The sequence below is a fragment of the Hyphomonas jannaschiana VP2 genome, assembly GCF_000685215.1.
GTDB lineage: Bacteria > Pseudomonadota > Alphaproteobacteria > Caulobacterales > Hyphomonadaceae > Hyphomonas > Hyphomonas jannaschiana.
Genome location: NZ_ARYJ01000001.1, coordinates 103,515 through 120,313, shown reverse-complemented (window position 1 = coordinate 120,313; position 16,799 = coordinate 103,515). Strand labels below are relative to the sequence as shown.

At 62.4% G+C, this 16,799-nt stretch carries 13 protein-coding genes; 9 read left to right on the top strand and 4 right to left on the bottom strand.

The features are described from left to right. The first annotated feature begins 369 nt into the window (after positions 1 to 369). The 3 genes from HJA_RS17685 (at position 370) to HJA_RS00525 (ending at position 3,259) form a co-directional block, all read left to right on the top strand. Positions 370 to 1,227, top strand: a complete 858-nt coding sequence (locus tag HJA_RS17685; RefSeq protein WP_051597206.1) for a lipid A-modifier LpxR family protein — start codon at positions 370 to 372, stop codon at positions 1,225 to 1,227. A gap of 17 nt (positions 1,228 to 1,244) precedes the next feature. Next, complete coding sequence (locus HJA_RS00530; protein WP_051597205.1) at positions 1,245 to 2,318, top strand: lipid A deacylase LpxR family protein; 1,074 nt, start codon at positions 1,245 to 1,247, stop codon at positions 2,316 to 2,318. Between the two features lie 230 nt (positions 2,319 to 2,548). Next, positions 2,549 to 3,259: a hypothetical protein gene (locus HJA_RS00525; protein WP_035576932.1), complete on the top strand. Its 711-nt coding sequence runs from the start codon at positions 2,549 to 2,551 to the stop codon at positions 3,257 to 3,259. An 87-nt stretch (positions 3,260 to 3,346) separates the two neighbouring features. Here HJA_RS00525 and HJA_RS00520 read toward each other — a convergent pair whose 3' ends face one another. Together HJA_RS00520 and HJA_RS00515 are read right to left on the bottom strand one after the other, a co-directional pair. Then, positions 3,347 to 4,513, bottom strand: coding sequence for an RNA polymerase sigma factor (locus HJA_RS00520; protein WP_206741646.1), 1,167 nt, complete (start codon positions 4,511 to 4,513; stop codon positions 3,347 to 3,349). A gap of 73 nt (positions 4,514 to 4,586) precedes the next feature. Next, positions 4,587 to 4,937, bottom strand: a complete 351-nt coding sequence (locus HJA_RS00515) for a YciI family protein (RefSeq protein ID WP_035576925.1) — start codon at positions 4,935 to 4,937, stop codon at positions 4,587 to 4,589. Positions 4,938 to 5,237: 300 nt separating this feature from the next. Between HJA_RS00515 and HJA_RS00510 the strand changes: the two genes are divergently transcribed. From HJA_RS00510 to HJA_RS00500, 3 genes are all read left to right on the top strand, one after another. Then, positions 5,238 to 7,214, top strand: a complete 1,977-nt coding sequence (locus HJA_RS00510) for an alkyl/aryl-sulfatase (protein ID WP_051597204.1) — start codon at positions 5,238 to 5,240, stop codon at positions 7,212 to 7,214. A 121-nt stretch (positions 7,215 to 7,335) separates the two neighbouring features. Next, positions 7,336 to 8,031, top strand: a complete 696-nt coding sequence (locus HJA_RS00505; protein WP_035576924.1) for a TerC family protein — start codon at positions 7,336 to 7,338, stop codon at positions 8,029 to 8,031. A gap of 82 nt (positions 8,032 to 8,113) precedes the next feature. Next, the gene (locus HJA_RS00500) at positions 8,114 to 10,390 is read left to right on the top strand and encodes a hypothetical protein (RefSeq protein ID WP_035576921.1); all 2,277 of its coding nucleotides are present in this window, start codon (positions 8,114 to 8,116) and stop codon (positions 10,388 to 10,390) included. Here the strand turns inward: HJA_RS00500 and HJA_RS00495 are convergent. Continuing rightward, positions 10,387 to 11,244: an alpha/beta hydrolase gene (locus HJA_RS00495; protein ID WP_051597203.1), complete on the bottom strand. Its 858-nt coding sequence runs from the start codon at positions 11,242 to 11,244 to the stop codon at positions 10,387 to 10,389. The two genes, HJA_RS00500 and HJA_RS00495, sit on opposite strands and share 4 nt — an antisense overlap. Before the next feature lie 167 nt (positions 11,245 to 11,411). Between HJA_RS00495 and HJA_RS00490 the strand changes: the two genes are divergently transcribed. Then, positions 11,412 to 13,157: a cation:proton antiporter domain-containing protein gene (locus HJA_RS00490; RefSeq protein WP_035576920.1), complete on the top strand. Its 1,746-nt coding sequence runs from the start codon at positions 11,412 to 11,414 to the stop codon at positions 13,155 to 13,157. Between the two features lie 76 nt (positions 13,158 to 13,233). Next, positions 13,234 to 14,949 carry a SulP family inorganic anion transporter gene (locus tag HJA_RS00485; protein ID WP_035576917.1) on the top strand — a complete coding sequence of 572 codons (1,716 nt, stop codon included), beginning with the start codon at positions 13,234 to 13,236 and terminating at the stop codon, positions 14,947 to 14,949. A gap of 8 nt (positions 14,950 to 14,957) precedes the next feature. Here the strand turns inward: HJA_RS00485 and HJA_RS00480 are convergent, their stop codons facing one another. Further along, positions 14,958 to 15,503, bottom strand: a complete 546-nt coding sequence (locus HJA_RS00480; protein ID WP_035576915.1) for a 2'-5' RNA ligase family protein — start codon at positions 15,501 to 15,503, stop codon at positions 14,958 to 14,960. 229 nt (positions 15,504 to 15,732) lie between these two features. Here HJA_RS00480 and HJA_RS00475 point away from each other — a divergent pair, with 229 nt between their 5' ends. Next, a complete protein-coding gene (locus HJA_RS00475) occupies positions 15,733 to 16,770 on the top strand; it encodes a ribonucleotide-diphosphate reductase subunit beta (protein WP_035576913.1) in 1,038 nt (345 codons plus the stop codon). The last annotated feature ends 29 nt before the right edge of the window (positions 16,771 to 16,799 follow it).

Below are 16,799 nucleotides of genomic sequence, written 5' to 3'. Positions count from 1 at the left end.
GCGGCGAGAGCTCTGACCGGGTTCTCGCCGTTTGCGTGTTTCAAATCCGGGCGCAAGTGCCCGATTTCGCGTCAGGGTGGCCGTTCGCTGGCGGCTTTTCCATCGGGCGTTCCATCTGGAATTATAAAATTTTCAACAGGTTAACGCTGAAATTCAGCCATATGGCCCGGGATTTGCTCGAATTTTCCTTAAAAAAACCGGAGTCTGGAACAGACTCTACAGAAACGCGTTAGAGGAGACGGAATTAATCTTTTTTGAGTGGAAAGTGGTTTGAAGGGCCCAGAGCCTTCATGCTACATTAAATGAACAGTGGCCTAATTCCCGTTAACGGATTTCCCAGGGAAGGCAGCCATGAGAGGTGTGGGTCGAATGGTCGTTGCAATTGCCAGTGCAGTATTGACGATGGCTTGCCAGGGATGCGTGGCCGTCTCCCCGCACGATCAGGTGCGGATCGAACCCGCTGTGCCGCCAACTGTGGGCATGATGATGGCCGCGCCCGGCACAGGCCCCGTCGTGACGTCTGTCACACAGGACTCCAACAAGATTTCCGTCCATGTGGCCGATGGCCTGCCGACCCGTTTTACGGGTACCCCACTGGGGCTCGGCAGCGAAATGGCCACGATGGCATTTGCCGGAACGCCGGCTGATTTCTCCTCCGGTTCGCTCGTGGCCGCGCCGGCCGACAAGCCGGAACTGGGCTGGTCCGGATCGGGTGCGCTGACTGCCGTTACGGCTGAGCGTTCGGCTGCTGCCGCCCTCAATCCGGCTCTGGCCAGGGTGGAGAAAGACATTGCCGCCGAAGTGGCCTTCTCGGCGCCCAGCGAAGTCACCGGTCTGACCTTCGATGTCGGCGTGGCCCCCCGCATTGCCGTGCGCGAAGATGGCGAAGTGCTGGCCCAGCGCTTCGGGGGTGAGGTTCGTATCGGTCAGGACTTTGACCTGCTTGATTCCAACGGCCAGCCGCAGGGCTGGTACCTGTTTGCCGGTGCTGATGGCGAAGCGCTGATCTGGGATGCCGACCGCAACGGATTTACCCCGCAGCTGAACGATATGGCCCTGACCGATCAGGTCACCGTGGGCGATCTTCAGGCAGGCGTCTCCATCCAGCGTGGTGGGGGGCAGCTCTCCCTGTCCTATATCCGGCGCGAAGTGAAATACCGTGACCGGAATGGCGGCTTCAGCGAGAACGAAGATTTCGCCGGGATCAGTTTCACCATGCGCCGTTAGGTGCTATCTCGCGGAGCATGAGACTGCTCCGATCCGACACACTGACTGAGACAAGGGCCGCGCCGATTGCAGCGGCCCTTTTCATTGCGATCCTGCTGGGGGCACCGCCGGCTTTGGCGGAAGCGAAGGAGGCGTCCGGTCCGGTCGCCCCACGCAAGCCGGGTGTCTGGTCCCTGACATCCGAGAATGACATGTTCGGGTCCGGAACGGACCGGAATTATTCCAACGGCGTTCGGATCGAGCACGTATCCGGCGCAGATAATGTGCACCCGGGGCTGAAATGGGTGGCGGCGCGGCTGCCCTGGATTGATGTCGAGCGGACGGACCTGCGTCAGGGCTTTGGCCTCTCGCACGCGATTTTCACACCGGAGGACATCACGCTCACGGATCCGAACCCGCTGGACCGGCCTTATGCCGGCTGGCTCTCTTTTTCCTCCACCGTTGCGGCGACAGACCTGGAGAAGGGCGTTCAGGATACGCTGCAGGTCAATCTCGGCATTGTCGGGCCATCTGCGGGCGGCGAGTTCGTCCAGAACAACTGGCACAATATGCTCGGGATTCCCGGCGCGCAGGGCTGGGACCACCAGCTGAAGGACGAGCCGGGCGTGGAGATCATCGCCCAGCGCCTGCAGCGACTCGACAAGTTTGACCTGCCATTCGGCCTGGAAACCGACTTTGGCGGTCATGCCGGGTTCGCCCTTGGCAATGTGCGCACCTATGTGAACACCGGCCTGACGGCCCGGATCGGCTGGGACCTCGATTCCGGCTTCGGTCCGCCGCGCATTCGTCCGGCGCTGGCCGGGGCAGGTGAGTTCATTCCGGGCACCGCTGAAGTCCCCTGGGGCGGATATGCCTTTATCGGCGTTGACGGGCGGGCCATTGCCCGGGACATGTTCCTGGATGGCAATCTCTGGCGGGACTCGGCCCGCGTGGAAGACCGCCGCGCGCTGGTCGGCGACCTGCAGGCAGGCATTGCCGTCCACTATCGCGATGTCCAGGTCTCATTCACCTGGGTGAGCCGAACCGAACAATTTGCCTATCAGGACGGCCCCCAGCAATTCGGAGCCGTCTCGATCAGTCTGGCACACTGAAGTGCTGGCTCCGAAATCCCAACTTTTAGTTGGGCGGCATCCCCTGCGACGCACAGCGTTTTCTTCGACTTGCTTTCGGAGAATTCCAGTTTAACGTCAGGTCGTTGTGATCGGTCGTGCGGATTAGCATGGATCGGGGGGCAATAATTTGAATTAGACGGTGAGCCTGTACGACTGTTCCGGTCGGGCGCGGGAGCCGTCGAAATATGGGTATATTCAGAGGGCTGAAAATGAAGAAACTTGCTTTTGCGTTGACGTCGCTTTTGCTGGCTGCCGGGTGCACATCGACGCTGAAAGTCACGGAGCTCGACTCCACAACGAACCGGTTTGCGACCTCGACGGCCGTTGCGCCCGACGAGATCAAGGTCTCGAAAACTTTCGACGTGGATGACACCAAGTCGATGCTGTTCGTCCGGAACAATTTCGAAGACATCCACAAGGTCGGCGTCTATTTTGAGGACTCGATCGATAAGTACGGCTTCTTCGACAAGGTCGTTCGCAAGGATGAATTCGAGCGCGATCTGATTCAGCAGGGCATTCAGGACGAAGTTGGCGACGTGTCCGGCTTTGCCTCCTTGTCGAAGGCCGCAGGCATCGTTGGTGATTTCCTCTTCGCTGATGTCGAGTTGGAAGCAGGTGTTGGGTATCAGGTGACCCTGCGCATGAATGTCTACGATGCGCGTGACGCGGACGAGGTTTTTGCGGTTGAACGGCAAGTGACCAACTGGGCCGGTCTTGATGGTCCGCTTTTCCAGCCCGTACTGAACGCCTTCTTCGACTGGATCGAAGCCAATTCCGACGGGGTGCCTTCCGCTGAAGTGGCTCCGGTGGAAGAGGCAATGCCTGAAGCCGCTGAGCCTGCCGAGGCTGAAACTGTCGAAGCAGACGCTGAAGTCGAGCCAGTTGAAGAGACATCTCCTGAAACGGAAGTGACCGACTGATCGACCTGATCACTGATACCGCGCCGCCATCTGGGATGACGGCGCGGTGTTTATCTGCTGCCGGTTTGGCTCGGTTGCCAAAGCATTTCAGGTATCCCTGCGCCGGGTGAGCAGCCAGGTGCGCGTGGCTTCGTCCGGGGTCAGGGAGGCCGCGTTTTGCAAAGCCGTGTGTGCCGCTTCCACCTCGCCCAGAGCATAGAGGACATGCGCCCGTACGGCCCAGTAGGGCGCATGTTGCGCGGTCTCCTTTCCCGCAATTGCATCCAGCAGGGTGAGCGCTGTCTCCGGCTCTCCGGCCTGCAAACGGGCGGCGGCTTCACCGATCTGCGCCCCGGCGGACGGTGCCGTGCTCCTCAGGGCCTGGTATAGCTGGCAGATCAGCGCCCAGTCCGTGCAGCCGGTTTCGCGCCGGGCGGCATGCACGGCCTGGATGGCAGCCTCCAGCTGAAAGCGCCCGGGAGACTTTGCCTGCGAGGCCTCGGTCAGCAGGGCGGTGGCCTCGCGGATGCGGGCTTCGTCCCAGAGGGCCGTATCCTGATCATTCAGCGGGACGTATCGCCCCGCACTGTCCCGCCGGGCCGCGCGACGGCTTTCGCAATAGAGGATCAATGCGAGGAGGCCTTTCGCTTCGGCATCGCCCGGCACCTGGCGGATCAGGCAGCGCGCCAGCCATTCGGCTTCCGACGCAAGTCCGGTCACAGGATCCGTTCCGCCAGCAATGTTCTCCCATCCGCTTGTATAGGCGGCATAGATTGCGCGAAGGACGGCCGCCATACGTTCCCGGCGAATATGGTCGGGCGGTATGGCGAACGGGATGTTGCCCTTCGCCAGAAGGCGTTTCGCCCGGGCGAGCCGCTGGCCGATTGCCGCCGGGCTTTCCAGCATGGCAGCCGCGATGTCTTCCGCAGTGAAGCCGAGCACGGTCTGCAGCATCAGGGCCGTGTGGGCGGGGGCCGGGAGGGCCGGGTGGGCGCAAAGGAACAACAGTTCCAGCCGCCGGTCGCGATCAACTGATCCGTCTTTTTCTGGGGGCGTCATGTCGGCGTCAGTCATCAAGGGCCGGGTGGTGCGGGCATGGCGCGCAGCGGTGCCGGCCTTACGGGCGGCATCGACCGCTTTGCGCGAAGCAGCCTTCATCAGCCAGGCTTCCGGATTGTCCGGCACGCCGCTCACCGGCCAGCTGGCGAGCGCGCTGGCGAAGGCTTCCGCCAGCACGTCTTCAGCAAGGGTGACATCGCCATATTGCGCGGTCAATTGCGCTACGAGTTTCCCGTAGCAGGTTCGTGCGGCCCATTCTGCGGCCGCGCGTGCATCGGTAACTGACGAGTCAGGCGCTGCCATAATCAGGGACGGGGCGGATCTCGATCGTGCCGCCGCTTTTGTGCACCGGGCATTTCCGGGCCCAGGCCTCCGCCTCGGCCATGGACCCGGCATTGATGACATAGACGCCGCCCATCTGTTCCTTGGTGTCGGCATACGGACCATCCTGAATATCGCCGGCGGCCTTAAGGCACCTCCCGGTTCCGGCGGGCTCCAGCGCGACACCGGTGACATAGGCGCCGGCGGCCTGCAGTTCTTTGGAAAAGGCCATGTGTTCTTCCACAATGGCCATTTGCTGGTCTTCGGGCAGGGCGTGAAAAGTGGCTTCGTCTTCAAACAGGAACAGAGCAAATTGCATCAGGAGGTCTCCTCAGGTGGAATTCTGGCACAGGCTCATCCGGCGCCATAGTCCCAAGACGGGCTGGCCATGTGGATTTTGACTCCAGGGCCGGAAATTTCTGAGGTGCGGTGAGAAGTTATACATACCGACAGTATGATGATGTGATATTGTGGCGCCCAAAGTGTCAATAAATGCTGGGATTATCCTGCGCTCTGGTATACATACCAGAGTTGTATCACTAGCGCGGGATCATGAGGGGTTTCTTGTGCCTCTGTCCGGTCCGGCGCAGACTGCGCAAAAAATTCCGGGAGGACCCAGATGAGATATGCCGCCCTCGCGCTTGCCGCGTTGATCAGCCTTGCTGCCTGTTCCGAACAGGCCATGACGCCGCCGAAAGCCGATGCGGCGCCCGAGGCGGGTGTTGCGACCGACGCGACCAAGGCGGCAAACGCCGCACTGGCCGAACGCCTGCCGCTGGATCAGCCCGGCGACTTCGAAGATGCCGACCATGGGCTGCTGGCCCAGATCCAGGAAGACATTGTGGACGAGACCGGCAAGGTCGTCTGGTCCGTCAATGCGCAGGACTTCATCACAGGCCCGGCGCCGGACACGGTGAACCCGTCCCTTTGGCGCCAGCAGCAGCTGCTCGCCAAGCATGGCCTGTTCGAGGTCAAGGACGGGCTCTATCAGGTGCGCGGCTATGATCTGGCGGTCATGTCCATCATACGGGGCGAAACCGGCTGGATCATTGTCGACCCGCTGACAGCCAAGGAAACCGCGGCGGCAGCCCTCAAACTGGTCAATGACACGCTGGGCGAACGCCCGGTCAGCGGCGTGATCTACACCCATTCTCATGCCGACCATTTTGCCGGTGCCCGCGGGGTCATTTCAGAGGCTGACATCGCCAATGGCGTGCCGGTGCTCGCTCCGATCGGGTTTACCGAAAATGCCATCGCGGAAAACCTGCTGGCCGGCAACTACATGTCGCGCCGGGCAATCCTCATGTTCGGCGGCACGCTCCCCAACGACGCAACCGGGCAGGTTGGCACCGGTCTGGGGCCGGCCCTGTCGCAGGGCACTGCCGGTTTCATCCCGCCGACGGAGGAGATTTCAGGCCGGGGTACGCAGCGCACAATCGATGGCGTGCGCTTCGAATTTATTGATGCGGCGGGCACCGAAGCGCCGGCCGAGTTCATGTTCTACCTGCCGGACTTCCGGGCACTTTGTACGGCGGAGGTCGCCACGGCCACCTTCCACAACGGCCTCACCCTGCGCGGCGCCAAGGTGCGTGATTTCCTCGAATGGAGCCGCGTGCTGGATTATGTGCTGGTCAATTATGCGGACAAGTCTGACCTGTCCTTCGCCTCGCACCACTGGCCGACATTCGGTACGGAGAATGTGCAGGACTATCTGCGCGGCCAGCGTGACGTCTATCGCTATACCCATGACCAGACGGTGCGCCGGGCAAACCAGGGGAGCACCCAGTTTGAAATCGCGGAGGACATTCCGGAGCCGGATGTCCAGGAAACGCATTTCGATACGCGTGGCTATTACGGCACGCTGAACCACAACGCCAAGGCAGTCTACCAGTACTATTTCGGCTGGTGGGATGGCGTGCCCGCCACCTACAATGCCTGGCCCATGGAAGAGCGCTCCAAACGGATGGTCGCGCTGGCAGGCGGGGAAGATGCCGCGCTGGTGGCTGGCGAGAAGGCCTTCAAGGAAGGGGACTATCGCTGGGCTGCCGAAGTGTTCAACGCGGTGGTCTTTGCCAATCCGGAAAACAAGCTGGGCCGTGACTGGCTGGCCTCGACCTATGAGCAGATGGGTTTCCAGGCCGAATCCGGGGCGTGGCGCGACTATTATCTGACCGGTGCGGCTGAGTTGCGCCGCGGCCTTCCGGCGGATCAGGCAATCCGTCTCGGCAATGCAGACTTCCTGAAAGGTGTTCCCACGGTGGAATTGTTCAATGCGCTGGCCGTCCGGTATGCGCCGGAGAAGCTGACGCGTGATCCGTTCACGCTGAACTTCGTCTTCCCCGACACCGAAGAAACGCTGATGCTGGATGTGGGTACAAGCACAGCCTTCCCGCGGCCAGGCTCTGCGTCCGGATCGCCGGCTGCGACGCTGACAATTTCCCGGACCGCATTCAATGACCTCATCCTCCAGACACGGAGCTTCCAGGACATTGCGAAGGCAGGAGAGGCGAAAGTGGAAGGCGACCCATCGGCCCTGCTTGCCTGGTTCAGCGCGCTGGAAACCGCGCCCTTCTGGTTCAACGTCGTCGAACCGTAAGTCATGCCGCCGGTCTGTAATGGGGCTGAGTTTGCCTCATTGCAGGCCCGGCCCGTGCGCCCCACATTGGGTGGTCTGAGCCCCGGCATATGGCCGGGTGCGCAAAAGGGGCCTCTGGGCCATGGTCGCTGACCTTTCTTTCCTGTCTCCGGAACTCGTGCAGGCGTTCTTCGCCGTCGTGGCGATCGACCTTGTGCTCGCCGGGGACAATGCTGTCGTGATCGGCCTCGCGGCCGCCGGGCTGGAGAAGCGCCAGCGCGCCAAGGCCATCCTGATCGGGATTATCTTCGCGACCGTGCTGCGCATCGCTTTCGCGTTGGTCGCGGCAGAGCTCTTGCTGATTATCGGCCTCCTTTTTGCGGGCGGCGTGCTGCTGCTCTGGGTCGCGTGGAAGATGTGGCGGGAACTGAGGGAAGAGGCCCAGCTTAATGCCGAAGAGGCGCTGGCCGGTGCAGACCTCAACGCGGACGGCACCGTGGCCGGACAGACGTCACGCAAGACGCTGCGCCAGGCGGTGACGCAGATCATCATCGCCGATGTGTCCATGTCGATCGACAATGTGCTGGGCGTCGCCGGCGCGGCGCGGGAGCACCCGGTCGTGCTGGTCTTCGGCCTTGCCCTTTCGATCCTTCTGATGGGCGTTGCCTCTACTTTCATTGCGAAAGTCCTGAACCGGCACCGCTGGATCGCCTTTGCCGGTCTGGCCATCATTCTCTACGTCGCGCTGCACATGATCTGGGAGGGCGGCCACGAGCTCTGTGCCGAAGGGCTACCGCTCCTCGGCCTCGACACGCCCGCCGCCTGCAGCGCCCACTAGAACGCCCTGTCCACCCGGAGTCGAATTGACTCTCGGGTCCACCCGGTGAAAATCGTTTCGGAGAGAGAACGAGGGGGTGGCCATGGCCGATGGGGAAGCCAGGGCGGACGACATACTGGACGCAGAAAATGCGGAAGAGGCAGGGACTGACACCCGCGCGCCGGGCCGCTGGCAGAGTTTCCGGGCCTGGCGGCAGACACCCTTTGTCCTCTGGGCACTGGCCGCCTTTGCCGGCCTGACCGCGCTTGTGTTCTGGCACACGTTCTCCGGCCAGCCGGTGCTGCAGTCGTCAGATGCGAAACTCTGGTTCCTCAGCGGGACAGTCGTGTTCTGGCTGCCGCTGATCCTGTTATTGCGGGACTCACCTGACAATTTTGCGCATGGTCCATCGCTACGCCTGCCGGCGGTCTGTGTTGGCCTGCTCGTTTGTCTGTCCGGCGGGCTTGCAGCCGTGACCGAATGGGGCGGGGGCCTGTCCGGTGCGTTGCATGACCAGCTGCAGGGTGCGCCCTTTATTGCCTGTGTCTTTGCTGCGCTGGCGCTCGCATTCCTGCCGCTCGCCTGGAACGCCGTGAACCTGTCCCGTTTTCAGGCTGCTGAGCGCCGCAAGACGGACGTGCCACGCGCCAATATCGACGGCATGAACGATTCCAAAGATGCCGAAGCGATGGGAGCGCTGGTCGCCACGCTGGTTGTTGGCAGCATCATCGTCTTTGCGATCTGTGCCGGGATTTTCAATGAGTCCGTGTCCTTCGACAATCTAATCGGGATTGCCATCGGCTTCCTGGTGGTCGGGGCGTTCGCCGTCGTCGTGTTCATGGATCCGCTGTCACAGCTGACGCCGGTGCGCTGGCTGAGCCGTGTGTTCAGCTTTGCCGCGCGCGGCGCCCGCCCGCTGGCGGCCTTCTATGACGCGGTCGATACTTTCCTTGTCCGGATTGTCGCCGTGATGACCGGGATGGAGCATCGCTCCGGTGCAGCGCGTTACGGCATTCTGGGGTTGATCCTGATCAGCCTCTGCCTGCTCGGCTGGTACCTGCCTCCGAAATGGGGGCTCATTCCCTGTGCGCTCGGCATCGTTGCGGCGGTCTCTGTCTCCCGTCTCTGGAGCTGGGTGGAAGACGACCGCGCACTTGCCGCCCTGACGGATTTCAAGCCAACCACGCCCTACCGCACATCCATGCGCGAGGATTATCGTGACGAGACGCTGCTGGGCTTCCTGTTCGTCTTCTTCCTGATCCCGATCATGATGAGCAATGCGCATTGGAGCGGCTTGTTCGGGCCAGACATGTTCCAGCTGCCGAAAGGGCAGGAGACAGGTTTCCTCGACTGGTTCGGCTATTTCGGTGTGACCCTGATCAAGGCGGTGCCGATTGTCGACTGGGCCGAGATCTACAATTTTGGCCAGCCGCGGCCGGGGGCGGACTCAGACTTGATTTCGATGAACACGGTCGCCTCCCAGCATGCGGTTTTCATGGCACGTTCGACGGTCGACCTTGTTCTGATCGCCTCGTTGCTGCAGGCCATTTCGATCACAGGCCGCAACCGCCAGCAGAAGCGGCTCTACAAGGCGGGCACCGATCCGGCGAACAAGTTCCGTCCGGGCCTGATCGACCGGCTCGACACATTTGTTGAGAAAGCCGAATTGCGCCGGACGATGATGGCCTGCCTGCGTCCGGGCGCGCCATGGCCGGAGAAGCACACGACGCCAGAGCAGGCCCACAAAATTCATTTCAATCTGAATGTTCAGTCGACCCGGCCGGGCCTTGTCGACTTCCGCCGCTACAATGCGGACCGGCTGGGCCAGATGCATGGCGAATACAAGGACCCGGTTGCCCGGGCCTTCATCGCGGCCATTTCGGTAGAGCGGCCGGACTTCGACCTGACGCCGCGTCTCGTCCTGCTCGACAATATGGCTGAGAAGGGTGCGCCGGAATCGGACCTCTACACAATGCTGGACAGGATCTCGACAGACCTGTCGGAGACCCCGGCAAATGTGCACCTGACCATCGAAGTGTTGCGCTCAATCCTGTTCCATACAGCGCGCCGGGCGGGCCTTAGGGAGTTCAAGCAGCACGTCATCCGCCTCCTGGCCACGTGCCAGCCGGATGAGGAAGTGATCGAAGCGCTGGCTGATATTGCGGGCCGGTCGAACCCGGATGCCTACCAGTATACGAAAGTGGCCGCCATTGAGGCGATCGACCAGGTGGCAAGGCGCCAGCCGACGAAGCAGGGCGTGCGGGCGGCGATGGCGATTCTCAAACAGGTCCAGCGCTGCGAGCCGGGGGCCATGACGGGGGCGGCCATCCGCCGGACCCTTGCCGGGCTTCAGGAACTCCTGAAAAGCCTGAAATCCTAATTCATCTGGCTGCGGAAGAAGTCGGCGATCATCGGGCCGTATTTGTCGCCGTCCATGCCGAGCCTGTTGTTGAGGCTCTTGTGAGAGCGGTTCTTCGCCAGAATGGCTTCGGCGTCATAACCGTGCTCGCGCAGCGTTTCGGCCAGTTCCTTGGCCCGGTCCGGGGAGACCGGCCGGTCGACATAGAGAATCCGGAATGGCGGAATGCGCCGGCCATCCATCACATGAAGCGTGGGGGAGGCTTCGCGCCAGACGGTTTCCTGGCTGCCGAAGGCCGGCCGGTAGAAACGCGGCAGCTCGCCCTTCCGCTCGCCGGTACGCACCAGGTTGTAGGAGGCGCCGTCCAGCGGCACGGTGCCCTTGATGACGCTGAGGCCGAGGCCTTCATTGCGTAAATATTGCGGGTCAATGGATACAAGCGCGACAGAGTGGGCGCCTGAAGAGTGCCCCATCAGGAAAATCGAGTCCGGATCGCCGCCATAATCCTCGGCGTTGCGGTAAACGAAGGCGATGGCGGAGGCGAGGTCCTCGACCGCGGCCGGGAAGGGGTGGTCCGGCGCCAGGCGGTAATTGATCGAGATATAGATGAAGCCTTCATCGGTGAAGAAGTCGGCCTGTTTCTCCCCAATGGCATTCTGCTTGTTGCCATACGTCCACGCGCCGCCATGCACCATGATGATGATGGGCAGGTCTTCCGCCTCGTCCGGGGCGTAGATGTCCATGGTGAAATTGCCATCGCTGACCGCCGGCATGTGGTTGTAGACCACATCGCGATACACGTCGGCGGCAGAGGCCAGCGCCGGCGCGGCCAGCCAGGCAAACAAACTCAGAAACGCGGCATAGATGAAACGCATAGCAGATACTTTCCATACAGCAGGCCGGTATGGAACGCCATGTGCCAGCATTTCCGCAGAATCTTGATGCAACGTAATGTCTTCCCTTGGAGAGTGTGGGCCCGGTCCGATAGAAGATAATTGTGACGGCACCGGGGCCAGCGAATCGAAAATACGGGGAAATCCGCATGCATGAAGGAAGCCACGAAATCCTGATCAAGGACGCGCTGGTCTTCCTGATCGCAGCAGGCCTGCTGGTGCCCGCGCTGCGCATGCTGAAACTGCCGGCGGTGGTCGGATTCATCCTGGCGGGGGTTGCGCTCGGGCCGTGGGGGCTCGGTTCCTTCTCGGACACCTGGGCTCCGCTGGGCATGTTTACCATTGCCGAGCCCGAAGCCGCTGCGCCTTTTGCTGAACTGGGCGTGCTGTTCCTGCTCTTCCTGCTGGGGCTGGAACTGTCGGTCGAACAGCTCTGGTCGCTGCGGCGCATCGTGTTCGGCGCAGGAATCGTTCAGGCCGCAGCCAGCGCTATCCTGCTGGCGATCCTGGCCACGGTGTTCGATTTCGACCTGACGGCGGCCATTGTGGTGGGGCTGGCGCTTGCCCTGTCTTCCACCGCCGTGGTGATGCAGCTGATGACGGCGAACCATCAGGCATCGGCGCCTGTCGGGCGGACGGCCCTCGGCGTGCTCCTGTTCCAGGACATTCTGGTCGCGCCCATCCTGATCTTTGTCGGCTTTGCCTCGTCGGAGGCCGGGGCAAACCTTGGCACCGTCCTGCTCGAAGCCGCGGTGCAGGGCGTTCTGGCGGTCGGCATTCTTCTGGTGATCGGCCGCTTCCTGCTGCGCCGCCTGTTCCAGATGGCGGCAGACGCAGGCGGGCGGGACTTCCTGATGGCGATCACGCTGCTGACTGTGGTGGGCGCTGCCGTGCTGACGGCCAGCGCCGGTCTCTCCATCGCCCTTGGGGCCTTCCTGGCAGGCCTGATGCTGGGAGAGACCGAATTCAAGCACCAGACAGAGGTCGACCTCGACCCGTTCAAAGGGCTGCTGCTCGGCCTCTTCTTCATGACAGTCGGTCTCGGGCTCGACCTTGGCGTCATCGCCCAGCAATGGCCGCTGGTCCTGATGGGGCTGATCACGCTGCTGGTGGTGAAATATGCCATCGCATGGGGTGCTGTCCGGATCTTCGGGCGTAGCCCGGAACTGGCGACAGAAACAGCGGGCCTCCTTGCCCCAGCGGGTGAGTTCGCTTTCGTCGTGCTGGCGGCAGGGGCGGCCGGCGGCGTAATCACCGGTGATCAGGCAACGCTCGTCTCGGCCGTTGCGGGCCTCTCCATGCTGCTGATCCCGGTCACCTGGCGCGGGTCACAATCCCTTGTACGGCGGATGCAGAGCAAAGGGCAGGGCCAGGCCACGACGCTTCCGGCGGAGAAGGCAGAGCTGGAAAACCATGTGATCATCGCCGGGTTCGGCCGCGTGGGGCAGGCGGTGGCGCGTATCCTAGATGAAGAGAACACCCGCGTTGTCGCACTGGACAGCCGGCCGGATACGGTCGCTCGCCTCCGCAAGCAGGGCTGGAGCGTCTATTTCGGCGACGGGGCCCGTAAGGAAATCCTAGACAAGGCGGGGCTGGAGGGCGCGGCCATGGTCGTGGTCACCATCGATGACCCGCAGGCGGCCGAGCATATTGTACGCGCCGTGCGCCGGGGCCGTCCTGAAATCCCGATCCTTGCCCGCGCGCAGGATGCGGACCATTCGCGCAGCCTGTTCCAGGCTGGCGCCACCCACGTCGTACCGGATGCCATCGAGGCCGGTCTGCAGATGTCCGCCCGGGCGCTGGAACAGTTCGGCTACACGCCGGACACGGTGCGCTCTCTCATCGGCGCCGAACGCGACGCGGAATACCGAAAGGCCATGCTTGAGCAGAGCTGAGGCGTCGTGCCTCTTTCGCCTACACGTTCTGGTGGTGTATGAGGTATGCATACGCGGATAGCGGGGCAGGCCAGCCATGACTTCATTCACGCAAAAAGCGGCGCCACCCGCGCCCGGTTTTGCCGATCTCTACACGCCGAAACTCGTGACGGTACTGCGCGAGGGCTACGGCCTGCACCAGCTTCGGGCTGATGCGATTGCCGGCCTGACGGTTGCCATCGTCGCCCTGCCATTATCCATCGCCATAGCTGTCGCATCAGGGGCGAGCCCGGCGCAGGGCCTGATCACGGCGATCATTGGCGGCTTTCTTGTTTCGCTTCTGGGCGGCAGCCGGTTCCAGATTGGCGGACCGGCGGGCGCGTTCATCGTGCTCGTCAACACGACGGCCGCGACCCACGGCATGGACGGGCTGATCCTTGCCGTGCTCCTGTCCGGCGTCATGCTGGCGCTCGCGGGCTGGTTGCGTCTCGGGACGTTCGTGAAATTCGTGCCGTATCCCGTCACTGTCGGCTTCACCGCGGGCATCGCCATCATCATCGGCTCCAGCCAGCTGAAGGATCTGTTCGGTCTCACCCTCGCCGGGCCAGAGCCCGGACCCTTCCTTGAGAAACTGCCTGTGCTGGCCGCCGCTGCGCCCACGGCTGACTGGGGCGCCTTTGCCATTGCCGCGGGGACGATGACGGTGATCTTCACGCTGAAGCGCTTTCGCCCGGGCTGGCCGGGTATCCTGCTGGCCGTGGTGCTGGCAGCGCTGGTGACGGCGCTGGCAAATCTGGACATTGCCACGATCGGCACGCGCTTCGGCGCGATGCCGGCCGGCCTCCCAATGCCCCATGTGCCGACGATCTCCATGGCAAAAGTGGCCGATGTTCTACCCGCCGCGATTTCCTTCACGCTACTGGGGGCGATTGAGTCGCTGCTCTCCGCCGTGGTGGCGGACGGCATGACCGGGCGACGGCATCGCTCCAACTGCGAACTCGTCGCGCAGGGTGCGGCCAATATCGGCTCGGCTCTTTTCGGCGGTATCTGTGTGACCGGCACGATTGCGCGGACGGCCACGAATGTCAGGGCAGGGGCGCACGGGCCGGTCGCCGGCATGCTGCATTCGGTCTTCCTGCTCGGCTTGATGATCCTTGCCGCGCCGCTGATTGCCTTCATCCCGATGGCCGCGCTGGCAGGCGTGCTGGCCGTGGTCGCGTGGAACATGTTCGAGAAGCACGCCTTCTGGCGCTTGCTGAACGCGTCGAAAGGGGATGCGGCCGTCCTGCTCGCCACGTTTGGCCTCACCGTGTTCCGCGACCTGACCGAAGCGATCATTGTCGGCTTCGCCCTTGGCGCAGCCCTGTTCATCCAGCGCATGTCACAGGCCGCGACGGTGGAACTCGGCGCGCCGCTCGTCCGTCCGGACGAGGCCGATGATGTGCGTGCCCGCGTGCCTTATGACGAGGCCACCAGCACCCGCCGGGACGTGATCGTCTACCGTATTTCCGGCGCCTTCTTCTTCGGCGCGGCCGCCACCATCGGCTCAGTGCTCGACCGGATCGGCGACCAGCACCGCGCCCTGATCGTCGATTTCTCTCAGGTGCCCTTCATCGATTCGACTGCGGCCCACACGATCGAAGGCCTGGTCGAAGCCGCCCACCGCCGGAAGATCGCCGTCTGGCTGACCGGCCTCAGCCCCGCCAACGAAGCCGCTCTGGCCGCCCACGGTGTTGAGGCGCCGCACGTAAATGTGGAACCGGACATCCGGACCGCGCAGACAAAGGCGCTAGCGATGCTGGATGGGGGGTGAGCTGCGCGCTATGCCGCACTGCCAGACAGAGGGATGGCCTGAATCTCCTGGATCGTGCCTTGTGTATCCATGGCAACAACCGTTAGCGCGGTGATCCGGCCTGACACTTCGATACCGGATGCATTCAGTGAATCGCAAATCTGCCCGGCGGCTTCGACGCTGGCAAACCGGCCGACCGTTATGTGCGGGACATAGGGAATGTCGACGCGCAGCAGGCCCGAGAAGGGGCCGGTGTGCAGCTGGTTCCGCAGTTCCAGTATGTCACTGTCACCTGTGTCGGGAACGAGGAAAGCGTAGCCGGTTTCATCCTGATGGTCCGTACCAGTGACGGCGCGCCTGCAGGCGAACGGGAAGGGAGCGGCTGTGCTGGCGACAGTCCGGACATGCTGCAGATAGTCTTCTTCCGGAACGGAGCTGTCCCCGAAAACAAGCGTGAAGTGGGGCGCGACCCGTCTCGCGAAGTCCTGATCATGTTCAGCGCGTACCCCATCCATCCAGGCCCGCGCACCAGGGCTGGTTTCTGGGAATGCCAGCGTGAAGAGTTGCCGACTCATCTCATATGCCTCTTCAGAGCCTGTTCCTGATAATGCAGCCTGGTCTCTTTCTGTAAAATTTCCTCTGTCCGGCATGCGGAGTATCGTGCCATGCTTGCCTTTCCTGTGCGCAACCCTGTGGACTAATGCCGCACGCGACACGCTGCATCTTGCGTGATTAACGCTTCTTAAGCACTATATGTGGTGTTGATTACCCTTATAACCGACTCGCATGCCAAGGAGGCCCGTCATGGCTGCCACCGATTCTTCGCTTCCCGGACTGCTCACCCCGAGCCGCGCTTACAAGCCGTTCCGCTACCCGTGGGCGTATGATTTCTGGAAGAAGCAGCAACAGGTCCACTGGATGCCGGAAGAGGTGCCGCTGGGCGAGGACTGCAAGGACTGGGCGGTCAAACTGTCGGATGCCGAGCGGAACCTGCTGACGCAGATCTTCCGCTTCTTCACCCAGTCTGACGTCGAGGTCGGCGCCAACTATATGGAACACTACATGCCGCTGTTTAAGCCGGTGGAAGTGTCCATGATGCTATCCTCCTTCTCCAACATGGAGACGATCCACATCGCGGCCTACGCCCTGCTGCTGGAAACCATCGGCATGCCGGACAGCGAATTCTCGGCCTTCATGGAATACAAGGAAATGGCCGCGAAGCACGATTATCTCGGCCAGTTCGACACCAAGACGAATGAAGACATCGCGGTCTCCATGGCCGTCTTTGGTGCGTTCACGGAAGGCCTGCAGCTGTTCGCCTCATTCGCGATGCTGATGAACTTCCCGCGCTTCAACAAGATGAAGGGCATGGGCCAGATCGTCAGCTGGTCGGTTCGCGACGAGTCGCTGCACTGCGAAGGCATGATCAAGCTGTTCCACACATTCTGCGCCGAAACGGGCGTGATGAATGACGAGCTGCGTGAGCGCATCCGCGAGTGCTGCCGCACCGTGGTCAGCCTGGAAGACAAGTTCATCGAACTCGCGTTCGAGATGGGCCCGGTTGAAGGCATGACCGCCGACGACATCAAGAACTACATCCGCTACATCGCCGACTGGCGCCTCGGCCAGCTGAAGCTGGAGCCGATCTATGGCGTCACCAAGCACCCGATCCCGTGGCTGACCGAGATTCTCAACGGTGTCGAGCACGCCAACTTCTTCGAACAGCGCGCCACGGAATATTCCAAAGGTGCCACGAAGGGCGAATGGCACGGCGATGACGGCGTCTGGACCAGGTTCGACAAGCGCCCCGCCGCCAAGCCGGACAATGTCCCGGCCGAATAGGGCCGGGTAGGGACGGATGGTCTTGCAGG